Raw genomic sequence first — 15,327 nt, 5'->3', positions numbered from 1 at the left:
GTCAGATCGGCGGAATCCGGCCGAGCGGGATGAAGCCGCTGACGGTGGCGTTGCCACGATCGACGACGAGATCGACCGAGACCTTGTCGCTGCCGGCGGCAAGCGCCTTCAAGAGCTTCGTCGCCGTGTTGACGGTCGAGGCGAGGTCGGGAAAGGCCTGCTTCAGGCTGTCGCTCCAGGGACCGAGCTGTTCGATCTCCAGCTTGAATTTTCCCGAAAGGAAGCCCTGCTCGTCGAAGGAGAAGGGGCCGGTGAGCGTCATCACCTTGCCGTCGCCGATGTCGGCGACGATGCGGCGCAGTTCACCGGTGGCGCCATTGAGGCCATTCGGGTCGCTGCCGTCGATCAGTCCGGCCTTGCCGGCGACGGTCAGGTCAATGCTGGCCGACAGTTTCGGGAAGATCTGCGGCCAATCCTTGATCGCCGTGTTCGCATCCTGCACGGAGATCGCGCCGTCGAGATCGGCGCCGTTCTGACGCAGATGGATTTCGGTGCGGGCCGCATCGAAGCTGATGGTCTGGCCGGTGAAAGAGGAGACCGCCATCGCCTTCAGCCCCTCGATGACGGTCGAGCTGCGGTCGATGCCCCTGAGCCTGGTCGCAAGGCTCGATTGCAGGTTCGTCCATTGGGCCGAGATCGAAAGGCCGTTGCCGGTGCGGATCTCGGCCGGCGAATCGAGCTCCCACACGATATTGCCGGGCGCATAGACTTGGGCTGCCGAGCGCAGCGCGCCGAAGGTGGCGGAGACACCGTTGACGTTGTCGTCGACGTCGATCCTGGAGCAGAACAGGCCGATGCGGAAGGGATAGCCGCGGAATTCGATATCGGAGCATTCGCCGCTGACGCCAGCCTCTCCGCCCGGCGCGATCGCCTTCAACACCGTGGTCTTCAGCGCCGACGCTGCATAGAACCAGCCGCCGGTATAAAGCGCGATCGCCAGGAGGACGCCTCCACCCAGCAACCAGAATTTCTTGCCGCTGCCGGATTGGCTGCTGCCGGATCGGCTTGACGCTGCCATGATGTTCTCCAATGGTGAATCGCGAATGTGATTCCCGGTATTGGCGTGCGATATGGACGAATTTTGGGTATTTGGCTACGGTTCACTGATGTGGAATCCGGGCTTCGAGTTCATGGAGCGGGCAGAGGCTCTGGTCTATGGCTACAGGCGTTCACTCTGTGTCCGTTCCTTTGTCCATCGCGGCACACGCGACAATCCTGGCCTGGTTCTCGGCCTCGACAGGGGTGGCGCCTGCCGCGGCATGGCTTTCCGCATTTCCGCGGAAAAATGGGATGAGGTGATCGATTATCTCCGCGCCCGCGAGCTGGTCACCAATGTCTACCTGGAGCGCCGGGTGCGGCTGCAGCTTGCCGGCCGGCGCCGGGTGGAAGCGGTCGCCTACATCATCGACCGCGACCATGAGCAATATGCCGGCGCCCTCGATGCGCGTGCCGCGGCACGGGTGGTGAACGAAGCAAAAGGCCAGTCCGGTCCGAATGATGCCTATGTCTTCAACACGCTGACGCATCTGAAGCAGATGGGCATTCGCGACCATTGGCTGGAGCAGGTCGTCCACGAGGTGGAACGGCTGCGCGCCGCCTGATCTTAATCTAGACGGTCGCGGCGTTCAGTTTGCGCAGCTCCGCCAGCCTTTCGATCGCCGTCGGCGGCAGCGGCAGATGCGGATTTCGTTCGACGGTTTCGAGCAGAAGCTCATCGCTTGCCCGCTCCGATACCTCGATCAGCTGGGCGAAAAAGGCGTCCGGATCCATTCCCGGCATGATCGGCGGCAGGATCCTCACCTTGAAATGGCCGGGATAACGACGAATGCTACGCCGCGGCCAGAAGAGACCGGGATGCATGGCGACCGGAACGACCGGGATGCCGAGATCGCGGTACATGCGGGCGATGCCGTATTTGTAGACCGGTTCGGCGCCTGGCGGGCGGCGAGTGCCCTCGGGATAGATGATCAGCTGCCGGCCGGTGGAAAGCTCGTCCTTGGTGCGTTTCAGCACTTCCACCATCACCTTGCCGCGGGCGCCGCGGTCGACCGGGATCATGCGCTGTTTCTTCGCATACCAGCCGAAGAGCGGAATCCACATCAGTTCGCGCTTCAGGATATAGACCGGGTCCTTCAGCCAGGGCAGCAGCGCGTAGGTATCCCAGAAGGACTGGTGCTTCGGCGCCAGGATGTAACTGTCACCCGGCAGGTTCTCCAGCCCCTCGATCTCGAAGGTCGTACCGACGATCACCCGCATCAGCCAGTGGTTGGAGCGGGCCCAGTTCTTCGGGATCGCATAGGCGATCTTGCGCGGCACCACGAAATAATATGGCGAGAGCACGATCATCCGGATGATGAGGTTGGCGTAGAAGATCGTATTGAAGAGAACGGAACGCAGGGCGATCATGAAACTTTCCCGAGGCATGCTCACGCGACCGGCCTACACGATATTGTCTGTCATAAAAAGCGTTTGATGACGCCCTCATGCAAAAGGCTCGTGCATGTCGCCCAAAACTGCGCAGCGGTTTTGGGACAACGACTTGCATAAAACAAGGCTTAAAGCGCGTCGCGCGAATTCGGCTCGACGCGCGGCGCGTCTATTGCGGGCCGGACGCATTTGCCGAGCGCAGCCCGGTGTGACGGCCGAAGCCGGTGATGTTGCGGGCGCCGGTCAGCAGCACTTTCACATATTCGGCAAGCATGACGCGCATCGCATTCGGGTCGGTGAACCAGTTGCGGCTCTTCAAATCCGAATTGACCACGGGATAAGCGATGAAGTCGATGTCGGGATCGACATAGGAGAGCTCCGCGAGGCTTCGCGGCATGTGGTAGTTGTTGGTGACGATCAAAACGCTCCGGTATCCCTTGGCATGGATCCAGTTCGAAGCTTCCTCGGCATTGCCGATCGTGTCGATCGCATCATAGCCGATATCGACGCAGCAGGAGAAGAGATCGGCCGAGCCCTGGGTCATCCTGCGGATCTGCGCCGGCGTCGTCGTCGGGTGAACGCCGGAAATGAGCAAGCGCTTGCCGGCACCCTTCTGCAGCAGTTCCACGGCCTGGTCGATACGCTGGTAGCCACCGGTCAGGACGACGATCGCATCCGCCTTCGGCTCGGCCGGCGGCTTCAGCGTCGTCACGGAATCGGCAAAACGCAGGAAACCGCCGAACACCAGGGCCATTGCCAGCACGCAGGCAAAGCCGCCCCAGCGCAGCAGGCGGCGGATCGGCCCGCGCCGCGGCGGCACACCCGCCGGGCGGTCAAGCTCCGGGTCCTGCTGAGTCGGGTTGGGTGTCGTATGTCCCATGGTCATGAATCGTGATTATACGCTGATTGCGGCGCAGAACAGACGCTTTCGTGGTAAAACGGCATGGTCACGATCAACTTGCGATGCCGTCGGTGCGTGTCGGGTCCGAGCGCAGTGTATCGATTTCGTAGATCGTCCGCATGACGGTCAGGCGAGCGGTGAAGGTGGTCAGGAGCGCGATGACGATCATCGTCGCGAAGATGCCGGCATAACCAAGCACACCGACCGAGAAGGTGCCGAAGAGCGCGGTCGCCTGGTCGGTTTCGGGGGTGGCGAGGGTGCGGCTCTGCCAGAACCCGGCGCTGGCAAAGAACAGCGCGGCAAGCGCGCTGCCGATTGCCGAGCCCTTGAGGCTGATCTTCAGGAAATGCTTCTGGAATTCAGTGGCGACGAAGGAGCTTTCGGCGCCGACGAAATGCAGCACTTCGACGACGTGACGGTTACCCGACAGCGCGCCACGCGTGGCGAAGACGACGGTGAGCACCATCGCCGTGAAGACCAGGAGCAGGATACCGGTGCCGATCATGACAGTTGTGTGGGCCATGGACACCAGCCGGTCGACCCAGGTGCGGTGGTCGTCGAGGGTGGCCTGCGGGATACTGTCCTTCAGCAGCGACCGCATCGAATCGAAATCCGGTGGATTGCTCTCGTCGATGGTGATGATGACGAGGCGAGGGACGGGCAGATCCTTGAGATCGAGGCCGGGGCCGAGCCAGGGCTCGAGCAGGCGGGCGGTCGCCGCCTCGTCGACGATCTGGCCGCTCTTGGTGCCGACGAAAGTCAGCGCCAGGTCGCGCGCCTGGGTCAGCGCCTTTTCCATGTCGAGATTGTCGTCCGGCTTGATCTGGATGGTGATCTCGCGGGAGATCTGGCTCTCCCAGCTTGCCGCCGTCGAGCGCACCATGCTGACGCCGCCGAGCGTCAGGCAGGCGAGAAAGGCCATGATCGATATCACCACCATCAACGCGCTGCCCTGGATGTTGGATGGCGGCAGGATCGGCGCGGTCGGGCGCACGCGCATTTCCGGTCGCTTCTGCTCCGCCTTACCAGGCGCCTTGTCTCGGTTTCCGGATGGGGGCTCAGTCATAGATATCGAGATGCCCCCCCGAGAGGATCATGCGGCGGGCCTCCACCTGCTCCATCAGCGCCAGGTCATGGGTGGCTATAACGACCGCGGTGCCGAGGCGGTTCAGCTCGAGGAAAAGATTGAGCAGGCGCTTGGCCATGGGCGGGTCGACATTGCCGGTGGGTTCGTCGGCAAGCAGCACCTCCGGCCGGTCCATCAGCGCCCGGGCGATGGCGGCGCGCTGCTTCTCGCCGCCGGAGAGCACGGGCGGCAGCACGTTGATGCGTTCGCCAAGACCGACCCATTTCAACAGTTCCAGGACGTCGGTCTTGTAGGAGCTCTCATCCTTGCCGCGCACCCGTAAGGGCAAAGCGACATTCTCATAGGTGGTGAGATGATCGAGGAGGCGGAAATCCTGGAAGACGATGCCGACGCGACGGCGCAACAACGGCAGCTCGGGCCGGGGGATTTCGGAAATGTCGCGCCCGAACATGCGGATCAGGCCGCGTGTCGGCTGCAGCGACATGAAGAGCAGCCGCAGCAGCGAGGTCTTGCCGGCGCCCGATGGCCCCGTCAGAAACTGGAAGGATTTCTTCGGAATGTCGAAGGTCAGGTCCCGGAGGATTTCCGGGCCCATGCCATAGCGCAAACCGACATTCTCGAAGTGGATCAACGGGCAGCTCAGTCTGTTGTGGGTTTCACCGCGTGACTTGTTAACCAACACCGTTAACAGCCGGTAAATTTTGCCGGAAAGACGCCCGTTTGATGGCAATCTTTGCGAAGCATTAACCATTAAAATTTACGACTGAGCGGGATTCGTTTCAATGCCAAGATTTCCCCTGGCATCGAAACCATGTGGACATCTGCGAGGCAGCCACCATGGAAGCATCCTCCTTCAGCCGCCGGACACCGAGCCAGGCCTATGATTTCCTGCCGCCCGAACCCGCCAGCCGCCAGTACCGCTCGGCGCGTGCTGCCGATATCTCCGACGCCGAATTCGTCACCCTCGGCAAAGTGCGGCCTCGGGAATACACTGCCAGGACCCCTAACGACAACCGCAAACGCATGGCTGCGGCACAGGCCGCACAGCCGCCGCTCCTGCCGGCGATGGCCGCTTCCATTCTGCAGACAGTGGAATCCTGGCTGCAGCGCGCGTCGATGCGCAGCTTCGCAGCACTGGTGCTGGGGCTCATCGTGCTCGTCTTCGGGCTCGCGGGCGGTTTTTCCGGCCTTTCCGGCGAGCGAGCCTATTCCGGCGTGCCGCTGCATTTCAGCCATGTCACGGTGACGCCGCGTGATGCGAACGGCATGCGGGTGCTCGTCATCAACGGCATCATCGAAAACGACAGCGGCACGACGCAGACGGTGCAGCCGATCCGTGCCGACCTCGTGACCGACGAGCGGCTGACCGCAAGCGTTGTCATCAACCCGCCGGCCGATGTCATCTATAGCGGCCAAAGCCGGGGCTTCTCGGCGCGCGTCCAGCATGCCGGCGGAAAGATGCCGGAGGTCCGGCTGTCCTTCCTGCCATAGAGCGCGCCGGGCATGGAATGGCCGGTTTTCTTGCCACGGGTCGCGCCAATCCCGTTAATTTCATGGCTGGCGAGGCTGTTTCAGGCTCGCATATGTGCTAACGGCTTACCCTTCTTTTCATGGAGCAAGCCCTTATGCCTGTCGTGCGCGGAAAAAACATCGAGCCGCTTTTCACCGCCGAGCAGATCGCCGAGCGCAATCATTCGATGGCGCGCGAGATCGCCGACGGCCCGACCAAGGACCTGCTGGTCATCGCCGTGCTCAAGGGGTCCTTCATCTTTGCCGCCGACCTGATCCGCGCCCTGCATGACACCGGGCTTGCCCCGGAGGTCGAGTTCATCACGCTGTCGAGCTACGGCATCGGTACGGTTTCGCAGGGCGTGCGCATCGTCAAGGATATCGACAGCGACGTGCATGGCCGCGATGTCCTGCTGATCGACGATATCCTCGAATCCGGCCGGACGTTGCTCTTTGCCAAGGAATTGCTCTTCGAGCGCGGGGCGCGCAACGTCACCATCGCCGTGCTGCTCGACAAGCGCGTGAAGCGCAAGGAAAAGCTGGAGGCCGATTATGTCGGCTTCGAATGCCCTGACTATTTTGTCGTCGGCTATGGCATGGATGTCGCCTATGCCTTTCGCGAACTGCCCTTCGTCGGCGTGGTCACCGGGGACGCCTGAGCGACAGCTAGAGCCTTTCCGAGTTAGATTGCAGCATTCGGTTGGCTCAAGCGGAGTCGGATGGCCGGTCGATCAGCCGGCCCGCCTCAGCCAACCCGAAGGGCCGGGCATCTTTGCGCCAGGATCAGAGGCGATCGGCTCGGACGTACCTTGGGGTATGCCCGTCGCCAATCGCCTCTGCCCTGACAAAAACCTGCACCGGCAGAATGCTGCAATCTAACCCGGAAAGGCTCTAAATGTTGCAGCGCTTTTGCGCGCCCCGTGGTGCTATCTTACTGTTCGAGACGGGTTGTTAACCATCTCGTCCATCGCTTCGTCATCTTTACCGATCGAAAAGGAAAGTCTGGTGATTTCCGTCGCGGGGCTGACACGGAGCGATGCACATATGGCAAGAATTCTGATCACGGAAGACGAGGATTCCCTGCGGTCTTTTGTAGCCCGGGCCCTGCGGCTTGATGGCCACGAGACCGATGAGGCGGCCGACGGGGCCGAGGGCCTGGAAAAGCTCAAGGATGGGGTCTACGATCTGCTGCTTTCAGATATCCGCATGCCTGTGATGGACGGTATTGAACTCGCCCATCAGGCGAAAGACGCTTTTCCCAGCCTGAAGATCCTGCTGATGACCGGTTATGCCGAACAACGCGAACGGGCCGACGATCTTGCCGAAAAGATCATCGATGTCGTCGCCAAACCGTTCGCGCTTCCCGATATCCGCAAGGCGGTCGCCCGGGCGCTCGTCGCGTAGAGGACGATGCTGGAAGGCGTGAGCGGTTTTCGAACGGTATCCCGCTCTATTTGTTGATAGATCCGGATTCAGATTTTAGGCCGTCCGGCCTAAAATCATCCTATCCAAGATCCGGTGGCGTGAGGCCTACTGGATATCCAGCAATCGTTCGAGATACCGCCGCTCCATTTCCTGCGGCGGATTGTTGCCGAGCTTTTCGCGGATCGCGTCGAGGATTTCTCGCGCCCGCTGAACGTCGATTTCGTCGGGCACCTTCACGCTGTTATCGCCGAAATCCGGTCCCTGGGTCCGCCGCGGCCGGCCGAGCGGGTCGCGGCCATTCTGGTCGCCCTGGCCCACCTGGCCGTTCGGACCTTGACCCTGCTGGCCCTGCTGCGCCTGCATCATCTGGTTCATCATGTCGCGGGCGCCCTGGCGAAGCGCTTCCAGCGCGCGGCCCTGGCCCTCGATGGCCGGCTGGCCGCGGCCCTGGCCGAGTTCACGGCCGGCACCTTCCATTTCGCGCTGCGCCTGGCCGAAGCCGGGGCCGGGCTTCATGCCCATCTCGCCGAGTCTTTTCTGCAATTCGCCGAGCTGCCTGCCCAGTGCATCCTGGTGGGCGCGCAGCTGCTTCAGCGCCTCGCGTAGCTGTTCGGCCGTCATCTGGTCGGAGGGCTGCTGGCCTTCCTTACCTTGCTGGCCCTGCTGCTGATCCTGCGGCTCGCCGTTCTCTCCGGGGTTCATCTCGTCGAGCAGCGGATCGCTCTCGCCCATGTCAGGCTCGCCGCGCTGCATGCGGTCCCTGAGCTGCTGGTCGAGCCGGAAGGTCTGTTCCATCAGCTTCTGCTGGTCGCGCAGGATCTCGCCGAGCTTGTCGATCTGCTTGCGGGCTTCGCTGTTTTCCTGGCTCTGCTGGCCGCGCTGCGGCCGGCCCGCCTGCAGGTTGTTCATCATCCGCTGCAATTCCGACAGCATCTGCTGGGCCGCGTCACGATTGCCGGAGCGGGCGAGATTCTCGATCTGATCCATCATCCGTTCCAGATCCTGCTGGCGCAGGATGTTCTGCGCATTCTGGTTCGGCTGCATCGGCGCGTTCTGCATGCGTTGGGCGAGCTCACTCATATAGTCCTGCATCGCCTTGCGCAGCTCGTCCATCAGCTTCTTGATCTCGGCATCCGGGGCGTTGCGGTCCAACGCGTCGGCGAGGTTCTGCTGGGCTTCGCGCAGCTTGCGCTCGGCAAGCGAAAGATCGCCGTCCTCCATGCCCAGCGCAATCTCCCAGAGATATTGGGCGGTATCTTTCAGCGCATCCTCGCCCTTTGCGAGCTTCATGCGCGTCAAGGCGGATTCGAGCAGCAGGTAGTTGGTAAGCTTGGGGATGGTCTCCTCGGGACGGATGGTCAGCGCCTCGTTCAGCGCGATCGCCTGCGGCATCTTGCGGGTGTCGAGGGCGAAAACCTGCCGTTCTTCGGCGACGGCGGCGGCGAGCGGCTCGTTAAAGCGCCGCGACGGCATTATCATCTCATGCGGCGGGCTGCGGCCGGTCTGGCCGGCGGCATCCTTGGCGACGAGCGTGATGCGCACGCGTTTGCCGGCAAGCGGATGTTCGCTCAGGTTCCGGCTGGTCACGCCCTTGGCGTCGCGGGCGTTGCGGCGGGGGATATCCAGCCGGTATTCCGGCAGCGGATAGAGCGGCGTCGCCGTCGGATCGGTGTCGACGGGAACGATTTCCGCATGCGCTTCCTGGACGCCGTAATCGTCCTTGACGGTGAAACCGATTTCAAGCGCGCCATTGACGCTGGGCTTCGGCAAGCCGTCGAAGGCGATTTCCGGGGCCTTGTCGGGAAGCACGTCGAAGCTCCAGCGGCGGCCGTTGACTTCGAGTGCGCCATTCTCCTCGAGCTTCATCACATGCGTCTGCGCGACGAGTGCCTGGCTGGCTGGGGCCTGGCTGGCGGGTGCGGCATTCGGCTGCTCGCCGCCTGCTGCCGCCGCTTGCTGAGGCTTGCTATCCGCCTGCACTGATATATCCCGCGCCTCGCCATTGGCCTTGCGGAACACCACTTTTTCGGCCGTCTTTCCGCCGCTGACGCGGACGGTGAGGCCTGAAAACTGCGGAATGCCGATCGGCGCCTGCTCGCTGCCATCGGCCGTCAGATAGATCGGCGCACGGCCGGTATAAGACGGCGGCGTCACCCAGGCGTCGATGCGCACCGCCGGATCGCTGACCACCTGCTCGGGTGCCGCCTGCAATGCGTCGCTGATCGAGCCGCCGTTGATCGACAGCGAATAACCGAAGGCAGTGACCAGCAGCAGCGCCGGGATGGCGCGCAGGGCGAAACGGTCATGCGCGGCGATATCAGGTCGCGGCAGGCCGGCATCGAGCGCTGCGATCTTTTCGGCCATGCGCGTCTGGTGCTCGCGCCAGAGCGCCCGGGCGAAGGGCGTATCGAAGGCGGGCTCGTCTTCCTGGACGGTGACCGGCTGGTGCGGCAGGCCGTTGCGTTCCTCCAGCAGGCGATCGGCTTCGGCGACCTTCGGCCAGCGCAGGGTGCGGAAGGGGATGAGCGAGGCGAGAAAGGCGGCGGCAAAGGCGATCAGCAGCAGGATGCGCAGCCAGTCCGGCACGCTGCGGAAAACGCCGAACCAGGAGGCGCAGAGATAAAAGGCAACGACCGCCAGGACCGGCATCAAAGGCGGCAGCAACTGCTCGAAAAACAGCACCACGCGCGCCAGCAGACGTTTGGTCGTCACCAGCCGGGCAAGCGAAGGACGGAGCGCAAACGCACCTTTCTTCTGCCTTGAGGGGCTTGTCATCGGTCCGGTCTCCGCGATCTGGCGTTCTGAAACAGAGGGCGCTTCCGGCGATTGCGGGGCAATACGCTCATGAACGAAAGGATAACACTCTTTGTGGCGAAGGCGAGGGCGAGCGGCCGGTAATACCGGCTTTTCACGTTTATTCGCCAAAAAGTGATGGCTGCTTAAAGCGCGTCGCGATCTTTCAGATCGCTCCTGGCGCTTTAAGTCTTTGTTTCACGCATGTCGTGATCGCAAACCGCTGCGCACTTTTGCGCGACATGCTTTAGAGCGCCGTGCGTCCTTTCGGACGCACAAAGGACGCTCTAGCATTTTGAATCTACGCTTCGTGCTTTCCGAGAATCGATTCCGATTTTCGGGCCGACGCGTTAATCCAGCCAGGCCGGGACGGAGTCGAGGCCGATCAGCTCGGCGTAGGTTCTGCGCGGGCGAATCGTATGGAAATCGCTGCCCTTGACCAGAACTTCGGGCACCAGCAGGCGGCTGTTATAGGTGCCGGCCTGGACTGCGCCATAGGCGCCGGCAGTGCTGACGGCCATCAGGTCGCCGGGCTTCGGCATCGCCATTTCGCGGTCGAGCGCCAGATAGTCGCCGGTCTCGCAGACCGGACCGACGACGTCGGCGCGAATGCGCGGAGCGTTGGCCGCCGAAATCGTCACCGGGCGGATCTCGTGATAGGCTTCGTAGAGCGTCGGGCGGATGAGATCGTTCATGGCGCCGTCGACGATGACGAAGGTCTTCTCGCCGCCATCCTTCACATAGAGGACTTCGGTCACCAGGATACCGGCATTGCCGACGATCAGCCGGCCGGGTTCGGTGATGATCTTGCAGTCCAGGCCGCGTAGCTGGTTCTTGACGATTGCCGCATAGGCATCCGGCAGCGGCGGCGGATTGTTGTCGTCCTTATACGGGATGCCGAGACCGCCGCCGATATCGACGTGGTGGATCGTGTGGCCGTCGGCGCGCAGCGTCGCGACAAGGTCGTGCAGCAGCTTGAAGGCGTCGTCGAAGGGCTGGAGCTCGGTGATCTGGCTGCCGATATGCATGTCGATGCCGGTGACCTCGATGCCCGGCAGCCTGGCGGCATGGGCATAGATGGCGCGGGCGCGCTCCCAGGAGATGCCGAACTTGTTTTCCTTCTTGCCGGTCGAGATCTTGGAATGCGTCTTCGCATCGACATCCGGGTTGATGCGGAAGGAAACCGGCGCTTTCTTGCCTGCGCTGACGGCGCGCTGGTTGAGGATTTCGAGCTCAGGCTCGGATTCGACGTTGAAGCAGTAGATGCCGGCCTCAAGCGCGAAATCCATCTCGGACGGAGTCTTGCCGACCCCTGAGAACATGATGCGGTTTGCCGGAATGTCGGCGGCAAGCGCGCGGCGCAGCTCGCCCTCGGAGACGACGTCGATGCCGGCGCCGAGACGGCCCAGCGTCTTCAGCACCGCCTGGTTCGAATTCGCCTTCATCGCATAACAGACCATGGAGTCCATGTCGGCGAAGGCTTCCGAAAAGACGCGGTAATGGCGCTCGAGCGTCGCGGTGGAATAGATGTAAAACGGCGTGCCGACCGCCTTGGCGATCTCGGGAACGGAGACATTCTCGGCATGAAGGACGCCGTCACGGTATTCGAAATGGTTCACGAGCTTATGCCTTAAAGAAGGGGGTCGAGAAGGAAGGGCTTATCAACGGTTCCCGGCTTTTTCGTCGGCTTGGAAACGTCGCCTTCCTTGGTTGCCGCAGCGCTCGGCGGATCGAGGTCGCCCTTGCGCCCGCATCCGGCAACGGCAAGGCCGATGACGGCGAGAACCACCGTCAGGCGGACGAGGTGCGGCAAGCTCTTCTGCATGGATATCCTCTTCTGCGGCATGTGCTGGCGTCATTCATCTCGAATGATGGACATCTTCATAACGAAGTTTATCCGCCTTGTGCACCCTGATTGTTGGAGGTCTTTCCGCGCCTGAAGGAAGGGCGTGGCGGCTTTTCGGCCCGCCCTTTGCTCTTCAGTTGCGGGCGCGCCAGAAGGCGATCTGCCTGCGCACTTCAGACGGCGCAGTGCCGCCGAAGCTCTTGCGGCTGGCGACCGAGGCCTCGACGGTCAGCACGTCATAGACCTTGTCGGTGATCGCGGAATGGATCGCCTGCAGATCGGCGAGCGGCAGTTCGGCAAGATCGCAGCCCTTGCTTTCGGCAAGCGCCACGGCGCGGCCGGTGACATGATGGGCGTCGCGGAAGGGCAGGCCCGCTTCTCGCACCAGCCAGTCGGCAAGATCGGTCGCCGTCGAATAGCCGGAGCCGGCCGCTGCCTTCATGCGCGCAGTGTTGACGGTCAGGTCGCGCACCATGCCGGTCATGGCCGCGATTGCCAGTTCCAGGCTCTCGGCTGCGTCGAAGACCTGTTCCTTGTCTTCCTGCATGTCCTTGGAATAGGCGAGCGGCAGGCCCTTCATGATCGTCAGCAGCGCCACCAGCGAGCCGTTGATGCGGCCGGTCTTGGCGCGCACCAGTTCGGCTGCATCGGGGTTCTTTTTCTGCGGCATGATCGACGAGCCGGTCGAAAACGCGTCGGAGAGACGGACAAAACCGAATTGCGGGGTCGACCAGATGACGATCTCCTCCGCCAGACGCGACAGGTGCATGCCTGTTATCGCTGCGATCGACAGGAATTCGATGGCGAAATCGCGGTCGGAGACCGTATCGATGGAGTTGCGGGTCGGCTCGCGGAAACCGAGCGCCCGGGCCGTCATGTGGCGGTCGATCGGATAGCCGGTGCCGGCAAGGGCGGCAGCACCGATCGGGCTTTCGTCCAGATGCTCGATGGCGTGGCGCACGCGGGAGCGATCGCGGCCGAACATTTCGACATAGGCCATGCAGTGATGGCCGAAGGTAACGGGCTGGGCGGTCTGCAAGTGGGTGAAGCCGGGCATGACGCTTTCGGCATGCTCTTCGGCGCGGTCGAGGAAGGCGGCGATCAGGCCGGTCAACATCTTCTCGGTCTTCTCAAGCTCTTCCTTCACCCAGAGACGGAAGTCGAGCGCCACCTGATCGTTGCGCGAGCGGGCGGTGTGCAGCCGGCCGGCCGCCGGTCCGATCAGCGTCGCCAGGCGTGCCTCGACATTCATATGGATGTCTTCGAGCTGGCGCGAGAATTCGAAATTGCCGCTTTCGATTTCTGACAGGATCGTGTTTAGCCCGTGAACGATCTTGTCCTTATCGTCTGATGAAATAATCCCCTGATGGGCGAGCATCGTCGCGTGGGCGATCGAACCGCGGATATCCTGCGCGAATAGCTTCTTGTCGAAACCGATCGAGGCATTTATCTCCTCCATGATCGCGTCCGGGCCGGAGGCGAAGCGACCGCCCCACATCTGGTTGGAGGATTTGGTGTCCGTGGTGTCGTCGGCCATGAGGTGTCCGCCTTGAGGATGCATGTCCAGGAGAATGAAATGACGACAAGAAAACCCCTCGGGCCGCCATCCCTGAAATGGATCGCGATGGCCGCCGTTGCGGGTGTCGTTGCCGGTGCGGCAGCGGTATACGTGAAGGAGACGGGGATTGGCAATGGCGGTGGTGAAACCGCTTCTGCGGAATGCAAGTCTGCCAGGGAACGCGCAGCCAGCCTCACACCGCTGATGAAGGGGCAGGTGGCCGCCATGGTTGCCGCCACCGAGCCGCGCAAGCTGACGGCGGTTTCCTTCAACGGGCCGGATGGCAAGCCGCTGACGCTCGATCATTTCGCCGGCAAGACCGTGCTTCTCAATCTCTGGGCCACCTGGTGCGTGCCCTGCCGCGAGGAAATGCCGGCGCTGAACGCACTCGAAAAGGAGATGGGCAGCGACAAATTCCAAGTCGTGCCGGTCAATATCGACACCGGCGACGATGAGAAGCCGAAGACCTTCCTGACTGAAACCGGCGTCGATGCGCTGCAGCTCTACCGCGACAATACGATCGGCGTCTTCAACAGCCTGAAGAAGGAAGGGCTTGCCTTCGGCCTTCCGGTGACGCTGCTGCTCAACGACAAGGGCTGCCTGATCTCCGCCATGAACGGCCCGGCCGCGTGGGATAGCGAAGACGCGAAGGCGCTAATCAAGGGTGCGATCGGGTCGTAACGACGTTGATCAGGAGTCCCCATCTCCTCTCATGAGAAAGACGCCGGCGATTCCGATAAGGACGCAGCATTGCAGCAGGAACATGGGTGTTTCGGTCGACATGGCGTTTCCTCCCGTTCCCGGCAAGGAAAGCATTTAGCGGGCGCTCGGTCTATTCGCCCTTTCTGGTGATGGCCGCTTAACGCGTCGGGACCGGCACTTCGCCGCGATAGTCATAGAAGCCGCGGCCGGATTTGCGTCCGAGCCAGCCGGCCTCGACATATTTCACCAGCAACGGGCAGGGACGATATTTCGAGTCCGCCAGACCGTCATGAAGCACCTGCATGATCGACAGGCAGGTGTCGAGACCGATGAAATCGGCAAGCTGCAGCGGCCCCATCGGATGGTTGGCGCCGAGCTTCATCGCCGTATCGATGGCGTCGACCGTACCGACGCCTTCATAGAGCGTGTAGATCGCCTCGTTGATCATCGGCAGCAGGATGCGGTTGACGATGAAGGCCGGAAAATCCTCGGCAACGGTGATGGTCTTTTCCAGCGTGCCGACGAATTCCTTGGCGGCGGAGAAGGTCTTTTCATCGGTTGCGATGCCGCGCACCAGTTCGACCAGCTTCATCACCGGCACCGGGTTCATGAAATGTATGCCCATGAAGCGTTCGGGCCGGTCGGTGGCGGCGGCAAGCCGGGTGATGGAAAGGGAAGAGGTGTTGGTGGCAAGCAGCGCTTCCGGCTTCAGGACCGGACAGACCTGCGCATAGATCTTGCGCTTGACGGTTTCATCCTCGGTGGCGGCTTCGATGACGAGATCGGACGGGGCGAGATCATTGACGTCGGACGAGCCGGATATCAACGACAAGGTCGACTTGCGTTCCTCTTCGGTCATCTTGCCGTTGGTCACCAGGCGGGCGAGGTTGCCGTTAATGGTGGCGAGGCCGGATTCGATGCGGTCCTGGGAGAGGTCGTAGATGTGAACCCTGTAACCTGCGGCGGCCGAAACATGCGCGATGCCACAACCCATCTGGCCGGCACCGATGATACCAATATTCTTCAACACCGCATTCATCTCCAAACCCCCGCACGGCATCCGCCCCCGCGCTGCCGCA

At 62.3% G+C, this 15,327-nt stretch carries 15 protein-coding genes; 5 read left to right on the top strand and 10 right to left on the bottom strand.

Annotated features, from left to right (window positions below):
• Position 1: 1 nt before the first annotated feature.
• Positions 2-1,018: a DUF2125 domain-containing protein gene (locus tag NE851_RS30985; RefSeq protein ID WP_047615879.1), complete on the bottom strand. Its 1,017-nt coding sequence runs from the start codon at positions 1,016-1,018 to the stop codon at positions 2-4.
• Between the two features lie 52 nt (positions 1,019-1,070).
• Here NE851_RS30985 and NE851_RS30980 point away from each other — a divergent pair, with 52 nt between their 5' ends.
• Entirely contained in the window at positions 1,071-1,601 is a 531-nt protein-coding gene (locus tag NE851_RS30980; protein ID WP_047615472.1) for a gamma-glutamylcyclotransferase, read from the top strand.
• Positions 1,602-1,608: 7 nt separating this feature from the next.
• On the opposite strand, the gene NE851_RS30975 is transcribed toward NE851_RS30980, so the two are convergent.
• The 4 genes from NE851_RS30975 to ftsE form a co-directional block, all read right to left on the bottom strand.
• Positions 1,609-2,406 (bottom strand): lysophospholipid acyltransferase family protein, encoded by a 798-nt coding sequence (locus NE851_RS30975; protein WP_047615877.1) that lies wholly within the window; start codon positions 2,404-2,406, stop codon positions 1,609-1,611.
• A 190-nt stretch (positions 2,407-2,596) separates the two neighbouring features.
• Positions 2,597-3,313: a YdcF family protein gene (locus tag NE851_RS30970; protein WP_028756424.1), complete on the bottom strand. Its 717-nt coding sequence runs from the start codon at positions 3,311-3,313 to the stop codon at positions 2,597-2,599.
• Positions 3,314-3,380: 67 nt separating this feature from the next.
• Positions 3,381-4,394 carry a cell division protein FtsX gene (locus NE851_RS30965; protein ID WP_028756423.1) on the bottom strand — a complete coding sequence of 338 codons (1,014 nt, stop codon included), beginning with the start codon at positions 4,392-4,394 and terminating at the stop codon, positions 3,381-3,383.
• Positions 4,387-5,046 carry a cell division ATP-binding protein FtsE gene (gene ftsE / locus NE851_RS30960; protein WP_003567051.1) on the bottom strand — a complete coding sequence of 220 codons (660 nt, stop codon included), beginning with the start codon at positions 5,044-5,046 and terminating at the stop codon, positions 4,387-4,389. The genes NE851_RS30965 and ftsE overlap by 8 nt, the downstream gene beginning before the upstream one ends.
• Positions 5,047-5,252: 206 nt before the next feature.
• On the opposite strand from ftsE, the gene NE851_RS30955 reads away from it, so the two are divergent.
• The 3 genes from NE851_RS30955 to NE851_RS30945 all read left to right on the top strand — a co-directional run bounded on the left by NE851_RS30955 (position 5,253) and on the right by NE851_RS30945 (position 7,328).
• Entirely contained in the window at positions 5,253-5,906 is a 654-nt protein-coding gene (locus NE851_RS30955; RefSeq protein ID WP_047616119.1) for a membrane protein, read from the top strand.
• 134 nt (positions 5,907-6,040) lie between these two features.
• Entirely contained in the window at positions 6,041-6,583 is a 543-nt protein-coding gene (gene hpt, locus NE851_RS30950) for a hypoxanthine phosphoribosyltransferase (protein ID WP_028756421.1), read from the top strand.
• Between the two features lie 385 nt (positions 6,584-6,968).
• Positions 6,969-7,328: a response regulator gene (locus NE851_RS30945; protein ID WP_018495840.1), complete on the top strand. Its 360-nt coding sequence runs from the start codon at positions 6,969-6,971 to the stop codon at positions 7,326-7,328.
• Positions 7,329-7,454: 126 nt separating this feature from the next.
• On the opposite strand, the gene NE851_RS30940 is transcribed toward NE851_RS30945, so the two are convergent.
• From NE851_RS30940 to argH, 4 genes are all read right to left on the bottom strand, one after another.
• Positions 7,455-10,124, bottom strand: a complete 2,670-nt coding sequence (locus tag NE851_RS30940; RefSeq protein ID WP_063476295.1) for a TIGR02302 family protein — start codon at positions 10,122-10,124, stop codon at positions 7,455-7,457.
• A 368-nt stretch (positions 10,125-10,492) separates the two neighbouring features.
• Entirely contained in the window at positions 10,493-11,761 is a 1,269-nt protein-coding gene (gene lysA / locus NE851_RS30935) for a diaminopimelate decarboxylase (protein ID WP_028756419.1), read from the bottom strand.
• Between the two features lie 11 nt (positions 11,762-11,772).
• Positions 11,773-11,967: an LPS translocon maturation chaperone LptM gene (gene lptM, locus NE851_RS30930; protein ID WP_028756418.1), complete on the bottom strand. Its 195-nt coding sequence runs from the start codon at positions 11,965-11,967 to the stop codon at positions 11,773-11,775.
• A gap of 154 nt (positions 11,968-12,121) precedes the next feature.
• Positions 12,122-13,525, bottom strand: a complete 1,404-nt coding sequence (gene argH, locus NE851_RS30925; RefSeq protein ID WP_028756417.1) for an argininosuccinate lyase — start codon at positions 13,523-13,525, stop codon at positions 12,122-12,124.
• 39 nt (positions 13,526-13,564) lie between these two features.
• Between argH and tlpA the strand changes: the two genes are divergently transcribed.
• Positions 13,565-14,227, top strand: a complete 663-nt coding sequence (gene tlpA / locus NE851_RS30920) for a thiol:disulfide interchange protein TlpA (protein WP_047615868.1) — start codon at positions 13,565-13,567, stop codon at positions 14,225-14,227.
• A 178-nt stretch (positions 14,228-14,405) separates the two neighbouring features.
• On the opposite strand, the gene NE851_RS30915 is transcribed toward tlpA, so the two are convergent.
• On the bottom strand, positions 14,406-15,287 hold the full coding sequence (locus tag NE851_RS30915) for a 3-hydroxybutyryl-CoA dehydrogenase (protein WP_028756415.1): 882 nt from the start codon (positions 15,285-15,287) through the stop codon (positions 14,406-14,408).
• Between the last annotated feature and the right edge of the window lie 40 nt (positions 15,288-15,327).

It is taken from the genome of Rhizobium anhuiense bv. trifolii (genome assembly GCF_024346605.1).
GTDB lineage: Bacteria > Pseudomonadota > Alphaproteobacteria > Rhizobiales > Rhizobiaceae > Rhizobium > Rhizobium anhuiense.
Note: the sequence above shows the minus strand (reverse complement) of the source record. Positions and strands in the feature narration are given on the sequence as shown.